We start from the raw sequence: 18,452 nt of genomic DNA, 5'->3' as shown, positions 1-18,452 counted from the left end.
GTGGGGCAAGGTGTGTGTCGCGAAGGTTGCACACCGTACCCATCAGGAGATCGCTCCATGAATCGCATCCTCACCAGCCGCACACTCAAGACCACGGCGATTGCCGCCGCCGTCATGGGCATGGCCACCGTGGCCCACGCCCGTGACCAGATTCGCATCGTCGGCTCCAGCACCGTCTATCCGTTCGCCAGCTACGTGACCGAGGAGTTCGGTGCGGTGACCGAGTTTCCGACACCGGTCATCGAGTCCACCGGCTCCGGCGGCGGCATTCGTCTGTTCTGCAATGGGGTGGGCGAGGGGACGCCGGATATCTCCAATGCCTCGCGTCGCATCAAGGCCGCCGAGCTCGAGCGCTGCATCGAGAATGGCGTGACCGATGTCACCGAGGTCAAGATCGGCTCGGACGGCATCGTCTTTGCCCAGTCCAGTACCAACGAGGGGGTCGATCTGACCCTGGAGCAGCTGTTCCTGGCGGTCGCCGCCAAGGTGCCCGGACAGGGTGACAAGCAGGGCGAGCTGGTCGACAACCCCTACCAGAAGTGGAGCGATATCGACGCCTCCCTGCCGGAGCGCGAGATCTCCATCTACGGTCCGCCGAGCACCTCCGGTACCCGTGATGCCTTCGAGGAGCTGGTCATGGAGGCCGTCTCCGAAGAGATCGATGGCTATGGCGGCGAGGGCTATACCGATATCCGCGCCGATGGCGCCTATATCGATGCCGGCGAGAACGACAACCTGATCGTGCAGCGCCTCACCGAGGACACCGGCGCCTTCGGCATCTTCGGCTACTCCTTCCTGGTCGAGAACCCCAACGCCCTGATCGCCGCGGATATTGACGGTGTCGAGGCCGAGCCCGAGGCGATCAGCGCCGGCGACTATCCCATCGCGCGCTCGCTGTTCTTCTACGTCAAGAACCAGCACGCCGACGCCGTACCCCCGCTGTATGAGTACGTCGACATGTTCGTCTCCGAGATGATGATCGGTGAGGGGGGGTATCTGGGTGACCTGGGGCTGATCCCGCTACCCGAGGGGGAGCGCGAGCAGACCCGCGAGAAGGTCGCCAACCGCGCCGCACTGCAGGTCGCCGATCTGTAAGGGAGCAGTACTCGGGCAAGGATGCCTGACCCGGCCGGCAGCCCTGGCTGCCGGCCGCTGCACCTTCCGACAGCCCGACTGTCGATGAAAGCCATCGAGAGATCCCTATGCAGACCGATCAACTTCTTTCCCTGTTCGGCGGCGTGTTGCTGCTGCTGGGTCTGATCGCCTTCTTCCTGGGGCGTGCCAAGGCCGCGCGGGTGCGCGCCGGTGGCACGACCATGCATGCACAGCCTGACCAGTATGCCTGGTTTGCGGTACTCGCCACCGCCGGTCCGGCCATCGCGGTAAGCGCGGTGGGGGCCTTCCTGTTGCTGTTGCTGGAGGTCGAGATTCCCGAACTCGGCCTGCTGGCCGGCAGCCTGGCGGTGGCCGCCATCGGGCTGGGGTTGGGGATGCGCCAGGTAAGGCCCGACTTCCATGCCCGCAAGGCGATCGAACGGGTGATTCGTGGTGCGCTGCTCACCGCGGCGCTGATCTCCATCCTGACCACCTTCGGCATCCTGATCTCCATCGTCTTCGAGGCCCTGCGCTTCTTCCAGATGCACAGCTTCTGGGAGTTCATCACCGGCACGGTCTGGAATCCCGGGGCGAGCTTCCTGGCCGCCGCCGGACGCGCCGAGGAGGGCGCCAGCGCCGCCCAGTTCGGCTCGCTGCCGTTATTCGCCGGCACCTTCATGATCACCGCCATCGCCATGCTGGTCGCCATTCCCGTCGGCCTGCTGGCGGCGATCTACATGGCCGAGTTCGCCCCCCGGGGGGTGCGCACCCTGGCCAAGCCGACCCTGGAGGTGCTGGCCGGCATCCCCACCGTGGTCTACGGCTTCTTCGCCGCCATCACCGTGGCGCCGATCATCGTCTCCATCGCCAATGCCTTCGGCCTGGACGCCGCCTTCAACAACGCCGTGGCGCCGGGGATCGTGATGGGCATCATGATCATTCCCTTTATCTCATCGCTCTCCGACGACGTGATCAATTCGGTACCCGACAGCATGCGCCAGGGGGCACTGGCGCTGGGCATGACCAAGGGCGAGACCATTCGCGACGTGGTCCTCCCCGCGGCGCTGCCCGGGATCATCTCCGCCTCGCTACTGGCGGTCTCCCGGGCGCTGGGCGAGACCATGATCGTGGTGATGGCGGCGGGCATGCGCCCCAACCTTACCGCCAACCCCTTCGAGGACATGACCACGGTGACGGTACGCATCGTCGCCGCGCTGACCGGTGACCTGGAGTTCGAGAGCGCCGAGACCCTCTCGGCCTTCGCCCTGGGACTGGTGCTGTTCGCAGTCACCCTGAGCCTGAATCTGGTCTCGGTGCTGATGATCCGTCGCTTCCGCGAGAAGTATCGCGTCAATAACCTGTAACGCCGAGGAATCGCCGAGATGAGTCAAACCTTCGACGAGATCAGCGCCCAGCTGCGCCGCCGCCATCGCCGCTCGGCGCGGCTCAAGTGGGTCTCCATGGGCGCCCTGGGACTGGCCGGCCTGTTCCTCCTGTGGTTCTTCTCTGACATGCTGAGCAAGGGGCTGCCGGCCTTTCAGCAGGCGCAGATCCAGGTGGAGGTCGACTACAACGAGAATGCCGCCCGCATGGGGCGGGCCGCCCTCGACCGCGACCTGTCACGCCTGGTGAGCCGCACCTTCGAGCGCATGATCCCCGTGCAGATGCGCGAGAATCCCGAGCTGCTGGGCAGCAAGGAGACGCGCTGGGTGCTGGCCGACAGCGAGGTCGACCAGTACCTCAAGGGGCATCGTCACAAGCTCAACGACGCCCAGCGGGTCCTGGTCGACGAGCTGAAGGCCGAGGGGCGGGTCGAGCTGCGCTTCAATACCACCTTCTTCACCACCGGCGACTCCAAGATGCCCGAGGCCTCGGGCATCCTCTCCGCCGCGGTCGGCACCATCATGACCCTGCTGGTGACCCTGGCCATCGCCTTTCCGATCGGGGTGATGACGGCGGTCTACCTGGAGGAGTTCGCCCCGGACAACCGTTTCACCCAGTTGATCGAGATCAATATCAATAACCTGGCGGCGATCCCCTCGATCCTGTTCGGGCTGCTGGGGCTGGCGATCTTCATCAACGTCTTCGGAGTGCCGCGCTCCTCGCCGCTGGTGGGCGGCATGACCCTGGCGCTGATGACCCTGCCGGTAATCATCATTGCCACCCGCACGGCGCTGCGCAGCGTGCCGGACGCCATCCGTCACGCGGCCTTCGGCGTGGGCTGCTCGCGTTGGCAGGTGGTCCGCGACCATGTGCTGCCGCTGGCCATGCCCGGCATCATGACCGGCTCCATCATCGGTCTGGCCCAGGCCATGGGAGAGACCGCGCCGTTGATCATCGTCGGCATGGTGGCCTTTATCCCCGATGTCTCGGCCTCCTTGACAGAGGCCGCCACGGTGCTGCCTGCCCAGGTGTTCACCTGGGCCGGGGAGCCCGAGAAGGCCTTCGTCGAGAAGACCGCCGGGGGCATCCTGGTCCTGCTGGCCATCCTGATCTTCCTGAATGCCACCGCCGTCATCCTGCGCAAGAAATTCGAGCGTCGCTGGTAAGCCGGCGCGCCATGGAGACCACCGATATGACTTTCCAAGCCAACCCCCGTCACCTTGCCGGTTCCACACCCCGGGTGGGGCAGCCCCATACCCGCAACGAGGACGCCTGCCATGATCTCAGCATCCGCGTGCGTGACCTCAATCTCTGGTACGGTGAGAGTCAGGCGCTCAAGGGCCTCGATATCGACCTGTTCCAGAAGAACATCACCGCATTGATCGGCCCCTCCGGCTGTGGCAAGTCGACCTTCCTGCGCTGTCTCAACCGCATGAACGACCTGATCCCCGGTGTGCGCATCGAGGGTCTGGTGGAGATGGATGGGCGTGACGTCAACCAGGTGAAGATGGACGAGGTGGCGCTACGCCGCCGGGTGGGCATGGTATTCCAGAAGCCCAACCCCTTCCCCAAGTCGATCTACGAGAACATCGCCTATGCCCCGCGCATGCACGACCTGGTCAGCCGCAAGCCCGAGCAGGATGAACTGGTGGAGAAGGCGCTGCGCGATGCCGGCCTGTGGGAGGAGGTCAAGGACAAGTTGCATCAGCCCGGCACCTCGCTCTCCGGCGGCCAGCAGCAGCGCCTGTGCATCGCTCGAGCCATCGCCGTGCAGCCCGACGTGATCCTGATGGATGAGCCCACCTCGGCGCTGGACCCGATCTCCACCGCCACCATCGAGGACCTGATGGACCGCCTCAAGAAGCAGTTCACCATCATCACGGTGACCCATAACATGCAGCAGGCGGCACGCGTGGCGGACTACACGGCCTTCTTCCACCTCGGTGAGATCATCGAGTACAACGATACCCGGACGATGTTTGCCAACCCCGCCACCAGGAAGGCCGAGGACTACATCACCGGCCGCTACGGCTGAGGGACGTCAGAGGCTGGATATCGGAGATTGAGAGCACCACGGGGAGGCTTTGGCCTCCCCGTCGTCGCCTGTGCGTGTCATGGGATTGACATCGCGGCGGTATATATATGGAATTCCAGATATCGATTTCCTCCGGCGAGAGAGCATCATGACCCTACGAATCGGCATCAACGGCTTCGGGCGCATCGGTCGCCTGGTGCTGCGCAGTCTCTGGCCCCGCGTGGAGGCCGGTGAGGTGGAGCTTGTCCACCTCAACGACCCGGGCGGTGACGCCGCGACCTTCGCCCATCTGCTGGAGTTCGATTCGGTCCATGGTCAGTGGTCGCCGGGGCAGGGGATCCAGGCGGAATCCGAGGCGCTGGTGATCGACGGCCGACGGATGACCTTCGGTGCCAGCAAGGCGCCGGAAGAGGGCGACTGGTCGAGCTGTCGGGTGGTCATCGAGTGTTCCGGCAGGCTCAGGACCGAGAAGGCCCTGCAGGCCTATCTCGACCAGGGCGTCGAGCGGGTGGTGGTCAGCGCGCCGGTCAAGGCGGAGGGGGTGCTCAATGTGGTGGTGGGCGTCAATGATCACCAGTACGATCCCGATGCCCATCGCATCGTCACCGCGGCGAGCTGTACCACCAACTGTCTGGCACCGGTGGTCAAGGTGGTCCACGAGACCTTCGGCATTCGTCACGGCTCGATGACCACGGTGCACGATATCACCAATACTCAGGTCATCCTCGATACCCCCAGCTCGCCGAGCAGCCCCGACCTGCGCCGCTCGCGAGCCTGCGGCATGAGCCTGATTCCCACCACCACCGGTTCGGCCAAGGCGATCACCGCCATCTTCCCCGAACTCGAGGGCAAGCTGAACGGCCATGCGGTGCGTGTGCCGCTGGCCAATGCCTCGCTCACCGACATGGTGTTTGAGCTCGAGCGAGAGGTCAGCGCGGAGGAGGTCAATGCGGCGCTGGAGGCCGCCGCCGAGGGGGAACTTGCCGGCATTCTGGGCTTTGAAAGGCGCCCGCTGGTCTCCATCGACTACCGCACCGACCCCCGCAGCTCGATCATCGATGCACTCTCGACCCTGGTCATCAACGGCACCCAGCTCAAGCTCTACGCCTGGTACGACAACGAGTGGGGCTACGTCAATCGCACCGCAGAGCTGGTCCTCAGGGTAGGCGCCCAGCGGATGGGACGTGGCTGATTCCCTCGCCTCTCGCGTCAGGGCACTGCCCTTCGAGGTGCGTCAGTACCTGTTGATCACCGGTAACTACTGGGCCTTCACCCTGACCGATGGCGCGCTGCGCATGCTGGTGGTGCTCCATTTCCACCAGTTGGGCTACTCGCCGCTGGAAGTGGCCATGCTGTTCCTCTTCTACGAGGCCTTCGGCGTGGTCACCAACCTGGTGGGGGGCTGGCTGGGCGCCCGGCTGGGGCTCAATCGCACCATGAACCTGGGACTCGGCCTGCAGATCCTGGCCCTGGCCATGCTGCTGGTGCCGGCCACGGCGCTAAGCGTGCCCTGGGTGATGACGGCCCAGGCGCTCTCGGGAGTCGCCAAGGATCTCAACAAGATGAGCGCCAAGAGCGCGGTCAGGGTGCTGGTGCCCGGGGATAGCGTCGGCGCCGGTAGTGCCCTCTACCGCTGGGTGGCGATCCTTACCGGCTCCAAGAATGCGCTGAAGGGTGCCGGCTTCTTCCTGGGCGGTGCACTGCTGGCGCTGATCGGTTTTCGAGCCGCGGTGCTGGTGATGGCGCTGATGCTCTGCGGGGTGCTGGTGCTGTCACTCTGGCGGCTTACCGCCGATCTGGGCCGCCAGACGCGCAAGCCGAAGTTCCGCGAGGTGTTCTCCTCCTCAAGGGCCGTCAATGTGCTCTCGGCGGCCCGGCTCTGCCTGTTTGCCTCCCGGGATGTCTGGTTCGTGGTGGCCCTGCCGGTGTTTCTCTTCGAGCAGCACGGCTGGAGTCACTGGACGGTGGGCGGTCTGCTGGCGATATGGGTCATCGGCTATGGCGGGGTTCAGACCCAGGCGCCACGGCTGACCGGCCTGGTCAAGGGCGGGGCGCGAGGCGTTACGGTCTTCTGGGCTCTAGCCCTAGCCGGGCTTCCGGCCCTGCTGGCGCTGTTGCCACTGGCCGAGGTGGGCGCGCTGGTGACGGGCCTGCTGGCCTTCGGCGTACTGTTCGCCGTGAACTCCAGCTGGCACAGCTACCTGATCGTCCACTATGCGCGCGCCGATGGCGTCTCCATGGACGTGGGCTTCTACTACATGGCCAATGCCATGGGGCGCCTCGCCGGCACCCTGCTCTCCGGCTGGGTCTACCAAACCCATGGCCTGGCCGCCTGCCTGTGGATCTCGGCGGCCCTGGTGGTGGCCAGCGCCCTGATGGCCCTGGCCCTGCCCAGGGAGGCCCGGGCCTGAACCTGGCCCGGGCCGTGGCGTAGAATGGCCGAGAGCCTCGACAAGGAATTCTCGATGACGCTGGACCCGCTGCGCCTGTTCAAGTGCCTGAGTGACGAGACGCGCCTGATGCTCACCCTGCTGGTCCTGCGCGAGGGGGAGCTGTGTGTCTGCGAGATGACCCATGCCCTGGAGGCCTCGCAACCCAAGGTCTCCCGTCATCTCGCCCAGCTGCGCCACTGCGGACTGCTCAACGATCGCCGCGAGGGCCAGTGGGTCTACTACGGCCTGGCACCGGCACTGCCCGGCTGGGCGGCGGCCGCGCTGGAGGCCGCGGCCGAGGGGCACGCAGGCGCCCTTGTCACCCTGCAGGAGCGCCTGGCGCACATGGGCAATCGCCCGGAGCGGCGAGCGGCACTGTGCTGATCAGTCTTGGCGTCTCTCGGCATCGATGACGGGAGACGCCTGCTGTTCGGTCAGGCGTCGCATGGCCCAGAGGCCCAGCAGCGGCCCCGGCAGCAGCCACCACACCACCCAGGCTCCTTGAAGAGACCATAGCGAGGTGGTCAGTGAGATGGCGGGAATGGTGAGCGCGAAACCCACGGTGTTCATGACTGCCAGGGTCGAGCCGACCCGTTCGCGAGGGGCACTGGCCGCGGCCAGGGCCGAGAACTGCGGCGAATCGGCGATCACGCTGAGGCCCCACAGGGCCAGTAGCCCCAGCAGCAGCCAGGGCGGTAGCCAGGTCATCAGCGGGTAGGCCAGGCAGATCAGCCCCGAGACAATCAGCGCCCAGCGTGCCACCCACAGGCTGCCGAGCCTTCGGCTCAGCTCTCCGCCGCCCACACAGCCGCAAAGCCCCAAGGCGATGATGCCAAACGACAGCCAGGGAACCCAGGCGAGGGAGGCGTCGAGACGTGCCACCTCCCTGGCGACCAGGAAGGGCACCAGCGTCCACAGTGCATAGAGCTCCCAGCAGTGTCCGAAGTAGCCTCCGGCCACGGCGCGAAACCGCCCCTCGCCAAGGGCCGCCAGCCCCTCGGTCAGTCTTGCACTGCCGCTCGAAGGGGGCAGATGAGGACCGTCGCCAAGGCGCCGGATCAGGCCGCCGCCGATTAGTGCCAGCAGTGAGGCCCCCAGCAGCGGCCACTCCCAGGGCAGGCCGATGGTGATGCCGCGCAGCAGGTGGGGCAGGGCGGTGCCCAGGGTCAGCATGCCCACCAGCCAGGCCAGGGCCGCCCCGGTGTGCTTCGGGGTCCAGCCGATCACCAGCTTCATGCCCAGCGGGTAAATGCCGGCGAGGCACAGCCCGGTCAGCAGGCGCAAGGTAAGCGCCAGGGGCAGATGGTCGGCTACCAGCACGAAGCCGGCATTGGCCAGGGCGCCGGCAAGGCTGGAGACGGCGAAGAGTCGGCTGGCGCGGAAGCGGTCGGCCAGGCCGGTGGTGGCGATTAACAGCGTTCCGGCGATAAAGCCTGTCTGCACGGCTAGGGTCAGGTGACCCAGGCCCGTCTCGGAGAGGCCCAGATCGCGCGACAGGGAGTGTCCCACGCCGTTGACGGAGAACCATAGCGAGGTACCGAACAGCTGGGCCAGCACGATGATAAGCAGCGGGAAGCGCCGCAGGAGGGTCGCCGTCATTGTCTGATCCTCACCGGAGGGCGCCGCGATGCAAGGGGGTTACCTGGCCAGGGGCGCGCCGTCCACGTAGAGATGACGGAAGGGGCCCCACCCCTCGAGGTCGACACGCAGCCCCTCGTCGGCCAGCTCCGGGGCAATATAGAGTGTGATCCCCTCGTGGTCGAGGCAACGATAGCGCTGTGGCGTCGCGGGGGCAGCGGCGTCCGCCACGGCGAGACTGGCCAGGCTGCCGCAGCAGCCGTGGCGTGGCGCGAGGCGCACCGTGACGATGCTGCCGCGGTCTTGCAGCCAGGTCCGGGCGCGCGCACTGAACTCGATGGCCATGGGTCAGCTCCTCGTGGCGTCGCCGGCCGGTGTGGCGGCCGGGAAGCGGGATCGGGTGGTATTGGCGATGCGCACCAGCGCCACCCATACCGAGAGAAAACGCTCGAAGAGCCCCATGCCCTCCGAGGTATCAGGGGGCCGTGCTGACTGATGTGTAGCCATGGCGTGACTCCTGTCAGATGGCGCGCTGGTTGACACGGTTGGCTGGCTGCTCGGCCGACTCCTTGCGTTCGGAGTAGCGTTCGAGACCGGGCAGGTCGTTACTCGGCGAGCTGATCACGCTGTTTCCGATAAGGCGGGTCGATGAGTTCGAAGATGTCCGTGCCGACAATATATGATTTTTCCATATATTCTCAATAAGGTTGCCGTGTTGTTGCCTGGAGACTGTCTTGTCGACTATCGATGCCCTGAGCCTGGAGCGGCTCGCGGTGGGTGAGCTCGCCGATGCAAGCCTGACCATCCATGCTGGCGAGGTTCACTGCCTTTCCGGCCCCAGCGGTTCGGGCAAGAGCCGCCTGCTGCGTGCCGTGGCTGATCTTGAGCCACATGGTGGCCAGGTATGGTTGGGCGATATTGCCCAGTCATCACTGCCGGCGCATGCGTGGCGAGCGAAGGTCATGCTGGTACCCGCGGAGAGTCAGTGGTGGGCGGAGCGGGTGGGCGAGCATATGCCCCGACCCAGTGACACGGACCTGGAGGCGTTGGGGTTTACCCCAGAAGTGCTGGACTGGCAGGTGGCGCGGCTCTCCTCCGGAGAGAAGCAGCGCCTGGCACTGTTGCGGGCGATCAGCCGTGAGCCGGCAGCCCTGCTGCTCGATGAGCCCACCGCCAATCTGGACGACGCCACCACCCGACGGATCGAGACCTGGTTGTCCCAGCGCATCCGGGAGCGGGGCTGGCCGGTGATCTGGGTCGCCCACAACCCTGACCAGATCGCCCGGGTGGCACAACGCCACTGGCGCATCGCGGGCAGCGAGCTGATAGAGGTGGCGGCATGGATGTGATTGCGCTTGCCTGGTGGCAGCTGGCCCTGGCGGCCTTGATGGTGGTGGCGCTGGCCGGCTGCACCGCTGTTGCCAGGCTGGGGATGGGACGCAGCCTGCTCATCGCCGCGTCGCGCACGGTGATCCAGCTGGCGCTGATTGGTCTGGTGCTCGAGGCGCTGTTCGCCTCGGCACGCCTGTACTGGGTGGCACTGATGGCGCTCGCCATGCTGCTGATCGCCGGACGCGAGGTGATGGCGCGCCAGCGGCGTCGTCTGCTCGGCGGCTGGGCCTTCGGTATCGGCACCGTGGCGATGTTCCTGTCGTCGTTCAGCGTCACCGTGCTGACGCTGACCCTGATCATCGGCCCGGAGCCCTGGTATCGCCCCCAGTATGCCATCCCGCTGCTGGGCATGATGCTCGGCAACACCATGACCGGCGTGGCCCTGGCGATGGACCGGCTCACCGACACCGCCTGGCGCCAGCGAGCCGCGATCGAGAACCGCCTGATGCTCGGTGAGCCTTGGCAGCAGGCGGTCGGCGATATTCGCCGCGAGGCGATGCGCAGCGGCCTGATGCCGATGATCAACGCCATGGCCGCCGCCGGGGTGGTCAGCCTGCCGGGGATGATGACCGGCCAGATACTGGCCGGCACGTCGCCGGGGCTGGCGGTTAAGTATCAGATTCTTATCATGTTCACCATCACCCTGGGTACCGGCTTCGGCACCCTGGCCGCGGTGGCAGCGGGAAGTCGACGGCTGTTCGATGACCGCCAGCGACTGCGCCTGGATCGCCTGTCTCGCCCCAGGGGATAGCTGGCCCCCGCTTGCTCTTAATCGATCAGCTCGACGGCCACCGCCGTGGCTTCACCGCCGCCGATGCAAAGGCTGGCGATGCCGCGCTTGCCACCCTTGGTGCGCAGGGCGTGGATCAGGGTCGCGATGATACGCGAGCCGGTGGAGCCGATGGGGTGGCCCTGGGCGCAGGCACCGCCGAAGACGTTGACCTTGTCATGGGGGATATCGAGTCCGTCCATGGCCAGCAGGGTGACCACGGCGAAGGCCTCGTTGATCTCGAACAGGTCGACGTCGTCCACGCTCCAGTCGAGCTTCTTCAATAGCTTGTCGATGGCGCCCACCGGGGCGATGGTGAACTCGCTGGGGTGCTGGGAGTGGGTGCTGTGGCCCAGCATGCGTGCCAGAGGCTTGGCGCCGAGCCGCTCGGCGGCGGCACCGCTTGCCAGGATCAAGGCCGATGCGCCATCGGAGATGGAACTGGCGTTGGCCGCGGTGATGGTGCCCTCCTTGGCGAAGGCGGGGCGCAGCGAACGGATCTTGTCGAGCTTGGCCTGGAAGGGTTGCTCATCGTGGTTGACCACGCTCTCGCCCTTGCGGCTGGTGACGGTGACCGGTGCCATCTCGGCATCCAGGTGGCCGGCGTTGGTCGCCTCCATGGCACGTTCCAGCGAGGCGATGGCGAAGTCGTCGAGGCGCTCGCGGCTGTAGTCGCGCTGAGTGGCGATATCCTGGGCGAACACGCCCATCAGCTTGCCGGTCTCGGCATCCTCGAGGCCGTCGAGGAACATGTGATCCTTCAGCTCGCCATGCCCCAGGCGATACCCGGCGCGGGCCTTGGGCAGTACATGGGGGGCGTTGGACATGGACTCCATGCCGCCGGCCAGGGCGACCTCGGCGCTACCCGCACGAATCAGGTCATGGGCCAGCATGGTGGCCTTCATGCCCGAGCCACACAGCTTGTTGATGGTGGTGGCTCCGATGGCATCTGGAATGCCCGCCTGGCGCATGGCCTGGCGTGCGGGCCCCTGCTTGACGCCGGCCGGCAGCACGCACCCCATGATGCCCTCATCGATGCTCTCGGCGTCGATGCCGGCACGTTCGATGGCGGCGCGGATGGCCACGGCGCCGAGCTCGGGGGCGGTGAGGCTGGAGAGGCTGCCGAGCATGCCGCCCATGGGGGTGCGAGCGGCGGAGAGGAAGACGATATCGTTGGAGTGGCTCATGATGGTTCTCCCGATGTGGAGAGCGGTACCCGATGGGGCCGCGTTGTAATGGTCGTTATGGCTGTGATGGTCGTTATGGTTGTAGTTGCCCTGTGTCACGTTGACCGACTGGCGGGGCTGTGGTTCTCTCACATTCAACCAAGCAAGCGCTAGTGTGAATGCCGATGAATGTAATGAATGCGTCCCCACGCCGCAAGGAGTTGACCCGCCTGGCCGCCCAGTTGTTCGTCCAGGAGGGCTTCGATCGTACCACGGTGCGTATGCTGGCCCAGGAGATGGGCATCAAGTCCGGTAGCCTCTTCCACCATTTCCGCGACAAGCAGGAGATCCTGGCTGCGGTGATCGAAGAGGGTACCGAGAATGCCCTGATCATCGCTCGAGACGCCCTTGCCCGCTGTGACAGCAGTGCCTCGGCACGCTTGCATGCCATGGCGCGTGCCCACCTCGAGACCCTGCTCACCGATCGCAATGCCCATGTGGTTGCGCTCTACGAGTGGCGCCGACTCGACACCGAGGCGCGTGCCCATCTGAGCCACCTGCGCGACGCCTACGAGGCGTTGTGGGAAGAGGTGATCGACGAGGCGCTGGCCGAAGGCCTGGTCCACGGTGATCGCTTCCTGGTCTCCCGTTTCGTGATGGGGGCGCTCAACTGGACGGTACGCTGGTATGACCCGGAAGGCACGCGTACCCCCGACGAACTGGCCGATGAGCTGGTGGCCATGATCACGCGCTCAGCCTCAACTCCTTGAATCCGGCGCCTATTCGGCGCCGCCTCGACCATCGTCTAGGCGCTTCTCTCTGCTCCTGCCCTTGTTCTGTGCGGTCCGACTCGCTAGGTTAGACCTAGCGCTTGTTAGGTTTACGCTTACGTTAACTGCTAACCATAACAATCACAAAACAAACCATGAGGACAGCCCATGAGCACGCAAGCCCGCCTGCCCAACTACCGTGACTACCTGGAGCGATTCTCCATCGATGACGTCATCGCCCGCCTGGACGACCACCGGGATGGCAAGTTCAACGCCTTCGAGTCCTGCTGTGGTCGCCACCTGCGAGCCGGGCGGGGCGATGTGCTGGCCCTGGTCCATGAGGACACTCAGGGCAACGTCAACCGGATGACCTACGCCGAGCTCGAGGCCGAAAGCGCCAGGCTCGCCGGCTGGTTCGCCGAGCGTGGCCTCGGCGTGGGGGACCGCATCGCCTGCATGCTGCCACGCTCGCCCCAGCTGCTGGTGGCCATACTGGCCACCTGGCGGATCGGTGCCGTCTATCAGCCACTCTTCACCGCCTTCGGCCCCGACTCCGTCGACTACCGGCTGGGGCGCGCCGATACCAAGCTGGTGATCACCGATCACCCCAATCGCTATAAGTTCGATGGCTTGAGCCAGTGCCCGCCGGTGCTGGCGGTGGGAGGCCCCAGCGGCGAGCATGCCGACGATCTCGACTGGCATCAGGCGCTGGCTCATGCACCGGTCGCGACCCAGCCGCCGCGTCTGGACCGCGAGGCTCCCTTCCTGCAGATGTTTACCTCCGGCACCGTGGGCAAGCCCAAGGGCGTGGCCGTCCCGCTCGCCGCGATGCCGGCCTTCGCGCTCTATATGGAGCTGGCCGTCGGCCTGCGCGACAGCGACCGCTTCTGGAACATGGCCGATCCGGGATGGGCCTACGGCCTCTACTACGCCATCACCGGGCCGCTGCTGCTGGGTGTGACCACGCATTTCTGTGAGGCAGGCTTTACGGCCGAGGGCGCACTGGCCTTCATGCGTCGTCACCGCCTCACCAACTTTGCCGCTGCCCCCACCGCCTATCGCCTGATGAAGGCCTCCGGCCTGTTCGACGATGCCCATCAGACTCTCAAGCTACGCGCGGCCAGCTCTGCCGGCGAGCCGCTCAATACCGAAGTGGTGAACTGGGTGGAGCGCTCCCTGGGGTGCCCGGTGACCGACCACTACGGTCAGACCGAAACCGGCATGACCTGCAACAACCATCAGGCCCTCGAGCATCCCAAGCATGCCGGGGGCATGGGGGTACCCATGCCCGGCTATCGCCTGGCGATCCTCGATGCCGAGTACAACGAGCTGCCACCGGGCGAACCCGGGGTGCTGGCGGTGGATATCGAGAACTCTCCGGCCTTCTTCTTCCCCGGTTACACCTGGCAGGAGAAGCACCCCTTCGCCGAGGGGTACTACCTGACCGGTGACGTGGTGGTCCGCAACGAGGATGGCACCTTCCAGTTCGCCGGCCGCGATGACGATATCATCACCACCGCCGGCTATCGGGTTGGGCCGACCGATGTCGAGAATAGTGTCATGACGCACCCGGCGGTGGCCGAATCGGCCGCCGTGGGCCAGCCTGACGAGATCCGCGGCGAGGTCATCAAGTCCTATGTGGTGCTTCGCGATAATTTTGAACCGAGCGACGCCCTGGCCGACGAGATCCGTCAGCAGGTCCGCGAGCGCCTCTCGACCCACGCCTTCCCGCGGGTGGTCGAGTTCGTGGATGAGCTGCCCAAGACGCCGAGTGGCAAGATCCAACGCTTCAAGCTGCGTGCCGATGCCGTCGACAAGGCCGCAGGCGAGTAATTCGAGGAGTTCCTATGCAGATCAAAGACAGTACCTTCCTGATTACCGGGGCCGCCTCCGGGCTGGGTGCGGCCACCGCCGAGCGCCTGGTGGCCGCCGGTGGCCGCGTGGTGCTCTGTGACCTGAGCGATGCCGTGAATGACCATGCCGAGCGCCTGGGAAAAGCGGCCCGGGCGGTGCGTGGCGATGTCACCTCGGGAGAGGAGATCCAGGCCGCGGTGGATGCCGCCGTCGAACTCGGTAGTGAGGGCGGTCTTGCGGGAGTTGTGCACTGTGCCGGTGTCGTCAGTGTGGGCAAGCTGGTCGACCGTGAGGGCAACCCTGCCGACCTGGAAGCCTATAACCGTGCGATCCAGATCAACCTGGTGGGAACCTTCAACGTGATGCGCCTGGCCGCCGCCGCCATGTCGAAGAATGCACCGGGCGAGGATGGCGAGCGTGGGGTAATCATCAATACCGCCTCCATCGCCGCCTTCGACGGTCAGGTGGGGCAGTGCGCCTACAGCGCCTCCAAGGCCGGGGTGGTAGGCATGAGTCTTCCGGCAGCGCGCGAACTCTCGCGCCACGGTGTCAGGGTCATGGCCATCGCCCCGGGTGTCTTCGAGACTCCCATGATGAGCGAGATCCCCGATGAGGCCGCCCAGGCCCTGGCGGCCGCCGTGCCCTTCCCCAAGCGCCTCGGCCGGCCCGAGGAGTTTGCCCGCATGGCCGAGCAGATCATCACCAATACCATGCTCAATGGCGAGGTGATTCGCCTCGACGGCGGGATTCGCATGCAGTGACCCGGTGTCGCCGGGAGCTGTAAGCCGTAAGCTGTCAGCTTTAAGAAAATGCCCGCGGTGTCGTTGAACAGCACCCCGAAGGCTGGACACTCGATCCAACCTTCGGGGTGTGTTCTTTTTTTGGGGCGTTCTCTCTTTTGGGGTGTGTTCAGTGGAGGGCAGCAGAGCCCGTACCGCTCGAGCTTTCAAACGAACGCTTGACTCTCGGTCGTGTGGCGGCTACTTTCAAACACATGTTTGAAAATGGTTGCCGTTGCCTTCCTGCAATCGACAGCTGGCGCCACTCTTGTGGTTTACCGAGTGGCGGTCAACCGAAGAATTGGAGAGTTCGAGATGCCCGACTATCAGGCCCCCCTGCGTGACCTTCGTTTCGTGATGGATGAGATGCTGGACTACCCGGGCCACTATGCTCGACTGCCCGGTGGGGAAGAGGCGACGCCCGACGTGGTCGCCGCCATCCTGGAGGAGGGGGCGCGCTTCTCACGCGAGGTGTTGCTGCCGCTGAACCAGAGTGGCGACCGCGAGGGCTGCCTGCTGGAGGGTGGCGAGGTGAAGGCCCCCAGGGGGTTCAAGGAGGCCTACGCCCAGTATGTCGAGGGTGGCTGGCCGAGCCTGGCCGCCGACCCCGCCCATGGTGGTCAGGGGCTGCCTCACTCGCTGGCCATGGTGCTCAACGAGATGGTCTGCTCCACCAACCTGGCCTGGGGCATGTACCCGGGGCTCTCCCATGGCGCCGCCGACGCGCTGCGTCATCACGGAACCGAGGAGCAGCAGGCCACCTATCTCACCAAGCTGGTGGAGGGCACCTGGACCGGTACCATGTGCCTGACCGAGCCTCACTGTGGCACCGATCTGGGCCTGATCAAGACCCGTGCGATGCCCAATGACGATGGCAGCTACGCGGTGACGGGCACCAAGATCTTTATCTCCGCCGGTGAGCATGACCTGGCCGAGAATATCGTCCATCTGGTGCTGGCCAAGCTGCCCGACGCGCCGGAGGGCTCCAGGGGCATCTCGCTGTTTGTGGTGCCGAAGTATTTACCGAATGAGCACCTGCCCGATAGCGACGGCAACCCCGGTGAGCGCAACGGCGTCACTTGTGGCTCCCTGGAACACAAGATGGGTATCCACGGCAACGCGACCTGCGTGATGAACTTCGACTCGGCGAAGGGCTTTCTGGTCGGGGCACCCAACAAGGGCCTGGCCTGCATGTTCACCATGATGAACGCTGCCCGCATCGGGGTCGGCATCCAGGGGCTGGGCCTCACCGAGGCCAGCTTCCAGAACTCGCTGGCCTATGCGCGCGATCGCCTGCAGATGCGTGCACTCTCCGGTGCCAAGGCGCCCGACAAGGTCGCCGACCCGGTCATCGTTCATCCGGATGTGCGGCGCATGCTGCTGACCCAGAAGGCCTTCGCCGAGGGTGGCCGGATGCTGGTGCTGTATACCGCCCAGATGATCGATATCGTCGAGCAGGGCACCGATGCCGACGAGAAGGCGCGGGCCGAGACCCTGCTGGGCCTGCTGACGCCCATCGTCAAGGCGTTCCTTACCGAGGTGGGCTTCGAGGCGACCAACGAAGGCGTGCAGGTCTTCGGTGGGCACGGTTTCATTCAGGAGTGGGGCATGGAGCAGCTGGTGCGCGATGCGCGCATCACTCGCCTCTATGAGGGCACGACCGGTATCCAGGCCCTCGACCTGCTGGGTCGCAAGGTGCTGATGAGCCAGGGCGAGAATCTCAAGGCCTTTACCAGGGAGATCCACAAGTTCTGCCAGGCCGAGGAGGGCAACAGCGAGCTCGCCGAGTTCGTCCGCCCGCTGGCCAAGCTCAACCGGGAGTGGGGCGAGATGACCATGGCGATCGGCATGAAGGCAATGACCGATCGCGAGGAGGTGGGGGCGGCCAGCGTCGACTATCTGATGTATTCGGGCTACGTGACCCTGGCCTACCTGTTCGCTCGTGCCGCCCGGCAGGCTCGCGCCGCACTTGCCGAGGGCACCGACGAGGCCGCCTTCTACCGGGCCAAGCTGGATACCGCGCGCTTCTTCTATCAGCGCCTGCTGCCGCGCACCCGCGCCCACAAGGGCGCGCTCGAGGCTGGGGCCGAGCCGCTGATGGCCATCAGCGCCGAAGATTTCGGGCTCGGCTTCGAGATCTGACGCCAGATTTCCCTGGCAAAACGATCGATGGGCGGCGAGGGCAACCTCGCCGCCTTTCTTGTGATGAACCTTTCCTGTTGGGACTGCTGGTGCCGGCGAGGCTGGGCAGGCATCATGCGTGACATACACGTCGTATCGACGCGCGCCAAGGTGCCGGGAGGCCAGCATGACCCGTTCCACTCGATTGCAGACGCTCATTCGCCTTCTGCGCCATCGCCAGGAGCCGATGCCTGGCCCCGCCCTTGCCGAGGCCCTGGGTATCTCGCTGCGTACCCTCTACCAGGAGGTTGCCGTGCTGCGCGCGGTGGGGGTCGAAGTGGTCAACGAACCCGGCCAGGGCTATCTATTGCCCTCTGAGGTGGTGCTGCCACCACCGGCCCTGCAGGAACCCCAGGTGGTCGGGCAGGGTGAAGGGGCCTCACCCCAGGCGCCGGCCGACGCACTGGTCTTCTATACCAACCCGCTGTCGCGTGGCGGCATCGTGCACTGGATGCTGGAGGAGCTCGACATCAACTACCGCACGGTCACGCTGGAGTACGGCAGCGCCATGAAGTCCCCGGAGTACCTCGCCATCAATCCGCTGGGCAAGGTGCCCGCCATCTGTCACGGCGACACCGTGGTGACCGAGGCCGCGGCGATCTGCGCCTATCTGGCCGATGCCTTCCCCGAGGCGGGGCTGGCCCCGCCGCCCGCCGCGCGCGGCGACTACTACCGCTGGCTGTTTCTTGCCGCCGGCCCCCTGGAGAGCGCCATCGCCCTCAACGACCTGGGCGTCACACCCAGCCCGGAGCAGGCGATGCGCCTGGGCTGCGGCGACTATTACACGCTGGTGGATACCCTGGCTGGAGCCGTGGCGGGCAAGCCCTTTATCGCCGGCGACGCCTTCAGCGCGGCGGATGTCTATGTGGGCTCGCACATCGGCTGGGGCATGCACTTCGGTACACTCCCTCGCCGCCCCGAGTTCGAGGCCTACTGGGATGGCTTGCGCGAGCGACCGGCCCAACGGCGCTGCGAGGCCTTTATCGAGCGGGTACTGGCCGGTGGCGCCTGACTTCCC

Annotated in this window: 18 protein-coding genes; 14 read left to right on the top strand and 4 right to left on the bottom strand. The window is 65.8% G+C overall.

The window, feature by feature from the left end:
- The first annotated feature begins 57 nt into the window (after positions 1–57).
- The 7 genes from IOC61_RS08810 to IOC61_RS08780 all read left to right on the top strand — a co-directional run bounded on the left by IOC61_RS08810 (position 58) and on the right by IOC61_RS08780 (position 7,329).
- Positions 58–1,095: a substrate-binding domain-containing protein gene (locus tag IOC61_RS08810; RefSeq protein WP_195688464.1), complete on the top strand. Its 1,038-nt coding sequence runs from the start codon at positions 58–60 to the stop codon at positions 1,093–1,095.
- A 107-nt stretch (positions 1,096–1,202) separates the two neighbouring features.
- A complete protein-coding gene (pstC, locus tag IOC61_RS08805) occupies positions 1,203–2,459 on the top strand; it encodes a phosphate ABC transporter permease subunit PstC (RefSeq protein WP_195688463.1) in 1,257 nt (418 codons plus the stop codon).
- Between the two features lie 18 nt (positions 2,460–2,477).
- Positions 2,478–3,644, top strand: coding sequence for a phosphate ABC transporter permease PstA (gene pstA / locus IOC61_RS08800; RefSeq protein ID WP_195688462.1), 1,167 nt, complete (start codon positions 2,478–2,480; stop codon positions 3,642–3,644).
- A gap of 26 nt (positions 3,645–3,670) precedes the next feature.
- Complete coding sequence (gene pstB / locus IOC61_RS08795) at positions 3,671–4,513, top strand: phosphate ABC transporter ATP-binding protein PstB (RefSeq protein ID WP_195688461.1); 843 nt, start codon at positions 3,671–3,673, stop codon at positions 4,511–4,513.
- Positions 4,514–4,661: 148 nt separating this feature from the next.
- Positions 4,662–5,705, top strand: a complete 1,044-nt coding sequence (locus tag IOC61_RS08790; RefSeq protein ID WP_195688460.1) for an ArsJ-associated glyceraldehyde-3-phosphate dehydrogenase — start codon at positions 4,662–4,664, stop codon at positions 5,703–5,705.
- Complete coding sequence (gene arsJ / locus IOC61_RS08785) at positions 5,698–6,924, top strand: organoarsenical effux MFS transporter ArsJ (protein WP_195688459.1); 1,227 nt, start codon at positions 5,698–5,700, stop codon at positions 6,922–6,924. Before IOC61_RS08790 ends, arsJ begins: the two co-directional genes overlap by 8 nt.
- Positions 6,925–6,978: 54 nt before the next feature.
- Positions 6,979–7,329 (top strand): metalloregulator ArsR/SmtB family transcription factor, encoded by a 351-nt coding sequence (locus tag IOC61_RS08780; protein ID WP_195688458.1) that lies wholly within the window; start codon positions 6,979–6,981, stop codon positions 7,327–7,329.
- Here the strand turns inward: IOC61_RS08780 and IOC61_RS08775 are convergent, their stop codons facing one another.
- From IOC61_RS08775 to IOC61_RS08765, 3 genes are read right to left on the bottom strand one after another with little or no spacing between them, the layout of a single operon-like run.
- Positions 7,330–8,544, bottom strand: coding sequence for an MFS transporter (locus IOC61_RS08775; RefSeq protein WP_195688457.1), 1,215 nt, complete (start codon positions 8,542–8,544; stop codon positions 7,330–7,332).
- Between the two features lie 39 nt (positions 8,545–8,583).
- Positions 8,584–8,868 (bottom strand): CC/Se motif family (seleno)protein, encoded by a 285-nt coding sequence (locus IOC61_RS08770; RefSeq protein ID WP_195688456.1) that lies wholly within the window; start codon positions 8,866–8,868, stop codon positions 8,584–8,586.
- Between the two features lie 3 nt (positions 8,869–8,871).
- On the bottom strand, positions 8,872–9,030 hold the full coding sequence (locus IOC61_RS08765) for a hypothetical protein (RefSeq protein WP_195688455.1): 159 nt from the start codon (positions 9,028–9,030) through the stop codon (positions 8,872–8,874).
- 227 nt (positions 9,031–9,257) lie between these two features.
- Here IOC61_RS08765 and IOC61_RS08760 point away from each other — a divergent pair, with 227 nt between their 5' ends.
- Both IOC61_RS08760 and IOC61_RS08755 read left to right on the top strand, forming a co-directional pair.
- Complete coding sequence (locus IOC61_RS08760; RefSeq protein ID WP_229333005.1) at positions 9,258–9,872, top strand: ABC transporter ATP-binding protein; 615 nt, start codon at positions 9,258–9,260, stop codon at positions 9,870–9,872.
- The gene (locus IOC61_RS08755; RefSeq protein WP_195688454.1) at positions 9,863–10,666 is read left to right on the top strand and encodes an ABC transporter permease; all 804 of its coding nucleotides are present in this window, start codon (positions 9,863–9,865) and stop codon (positions 10,664–10,666) included. Before IOC61_RS08760 ends, IOC61_RS08755 begins: the two co-directional genes overlap by 10 nt.
- 17 nt (positions 10,667–10,683) lie before the next feature.
- Here the strand turns inward: IOC61_RS08755 and IOC61_RS08750 are convergent, their stop codons facing one another.
- A complete protein-coding gene (locus tag IOC61_RS08750; protein ID WP_195688453.1) occupies positions 10,684–11,871 on the bottom strand; it encodes an acetyl-CoA C-acyltransferase in 1,188 nt (395 codons plus the stop codon).
- Positions 11,872–12,044: 173 nt separating this feature from the next.
- Between IOC61_RS08750 and IOC61_RS08745 the strand changes: the two genes are divergently transcribed.
- The 5 genes from IOC61_RS08745 to IOC61_RS08725 all read left to right on the top strand — a co-directional run bounded on the left by IOC61_RS08745 (position 12,045) and on the right by IOC61_RS08725 (position 18,446).
- Entirely contained in the window at positions 12,045–12,620 is a 576-nt protein-coding gene (locus IOC61_RS08745) for a TetR/AcrR family transcriptional regulator (protein ID WP_195688452.1), read from the top strand.
- A gap of 168 nt (positions 12,621–12,788) precedes the next feature.
- Positions 12,789–14,453 carry an AMP-binding protein gene (locus tag IOC61_RS08740; protein WP_195688451.1) on the top strand — a complete coding sequence of 555 codons (1,665 nt, stop codon included), beginning with the start codon at positions 12,789–12,791 and terminating at the stop codon, positions 14,451–14,453.
- Between the two features lie 14 nt (positions 14,454–14,467).
- A complete protein-coding gene (locus tag IOC61_RS08735; RefSeq protein ID WP_195688450.1) occupies positions 14,468–15,235 on the top strand; it encodes an SDR family NAD(P)-dependent oxidoreductase in 768 nt (255 codons plus the stop codon).
- A 333-nt stretch (positions 15,236–15,568) separates the two neighbouring features.
- Positions 15,569–17,395 carry an acyl-CoA dehydrogenase C-terminal domain-containing protein gene (locus IOC61_RS08730; protein WP_195688449.1) on the top strand — a complete coding sequence of 609 codons (1,827 nt, stop codon included), beginning with the start codon at positions 15,569–15,571 and terminating at the stop codon, positions 17,393–17,395.
- A 166-nt stretch (positions 17,396–17,561) separates the two neighbouring features.
- On the top strand, positions 17,562–18,446 hold the full coding sequence (locus IOC61_RS08725; protein ID WP_195688448.1) for a glutathione S-transferase N-terminal domain-containing protein: 885 nt from the start codon (positions 17,562–17,564) through the stop codon (positions 18,444–18,446).
- The last annotated feature ends 6 nt before the right edge of the window (positions 18,447–18,452 follow it).

The organism is Halomonas sp. KAO (genome assembly GCF_015595025.1).
Classification (GTDB): domain Bacteria; phylum Pseudomonadota; class Gammaproteobacteria; order Pseudomonadales; family Halomonadaceae; genus Halomonas.
The sequence above is the reverse complement of the archived record's forward strand: the minus strand, read 5'-3'. Positions and strand labels throughout refer to the sequence as shown.

Excerpts from the sequence above, each read along its gene's own strand:
- IOC61_RS08810 (WP_195688464.1), top strand. The coding sequence starts at position 58 with ATGAATCGCATCCTCACCAGCCGCACACTCAAGACCACGGCGATTGCC.
- pstC (WP_195688463.1), top strand. The coding sequence starts at position 1,203 with ATGCAGACCGATCAACTTCTTTCCCTGTTCGGCGGCGTGTTGCTGCTG.
- pstA (WP_195688462.1), top strand. The coding sequence starts at position 2,478 with ATGAGTCAAACCTTCGACGAGATCAGCGCCCAGCTGCGCCGCCGCCAT.
- pstB (WP_195688461.1), top strand. The coding sequence starts at position 3,671 with ATGACTTTCCAAGCCAACCCCCGTCACCTTGCCGGTTCCACACCCCGG.
- IOC61_RS08790 (WP_195688460.1), top strand. The coding sequence starts at position 4,662 with ATGACCCTACGAATCGGCATCAACGGCTTCGGGCGCATCGGTCGCCTG.
- IOC61_RS08780 (WP_195688458.1), top strand. The coding sequence starts at position 6,979 with ATGACGCTGGACCCGCTGCGCCTGTTCAAGTGCCTGAGTGACGAGACG.
- IOC61_RS08775 (WP_195688457.1), bottom strand. The coding sequence starts at position 8,544 with ATGACGGCGACCCTCCTGCGGCGCTTCCCGCTGCTTATCATCGTGCTG.
- IOC61_RS08770 (WP_195688456.1), bottom strand. The coding sequence starts at position 8,868 with ATGGCCATCGAGTTCAGTGCGCGCGCCCGGACCTGGCTGCAAGACCGC.
- IOC61_RS08765 (WP_195688455.1), bottom strand. The coding sequence starts at position 9,030 with ATGGCTACACATCAGTCAGCACGGCCCCCTGATACCTCGGAGGGCATG.
- IOC61_RS08755 (WP_195688454.1), top strand. The coding sequence starts at position 9,863 with ATGGATGTGATTGCGCTTGCCTGGTGGCAGCTGGCCCTGGCGGCCTTG.
- IOC61_RS08750 (WP_195688453.1), bottom strand. The coding sequence starts at position 11,871 with ATGAGCCACTCCAACGATATCGTCTTCCTCTCCGCCGCTCGCACCCCC.
- IOC61_RS08745 (WP_195688452.1), top strand. The coding sequence starts at position 12,045 with ATGAATGCGTCCCCACGCCGCAAGGAGTTGACCCGCCTGGCCGCCCAG.
- IOC61_RS08740 (WP_195688451.1), top strand. The coding sequence starts at position 12,789 with ATGAGCACGCAAGCCCGCCTGCCCAACTACCGTGACTACCTGGAGCGA.
- IOC61_RS08735 (WP_195688450.1), top strand. The coding sequence starts at position 14,468 with ATGCAGATCAAAGACAGTACCTTCCTGATTACCGGGGCCGCCTCCGGG.
- IOC61_RS08730 (WP_195688449.1), top strand. The coding sequence starts at position 15,569 with ATGCCCGACTATCAGGCCCCCCTGCGTGACCTTCGTTTCGTGATGGAT.
- IOC61_RS08725 (WP_195688448.1), top strand. The coding sequence starts at position 17,562 with ATGACCCGTTCCACTCGATTGCAGACGCTCATTCGCCTTCTGCGCCAT.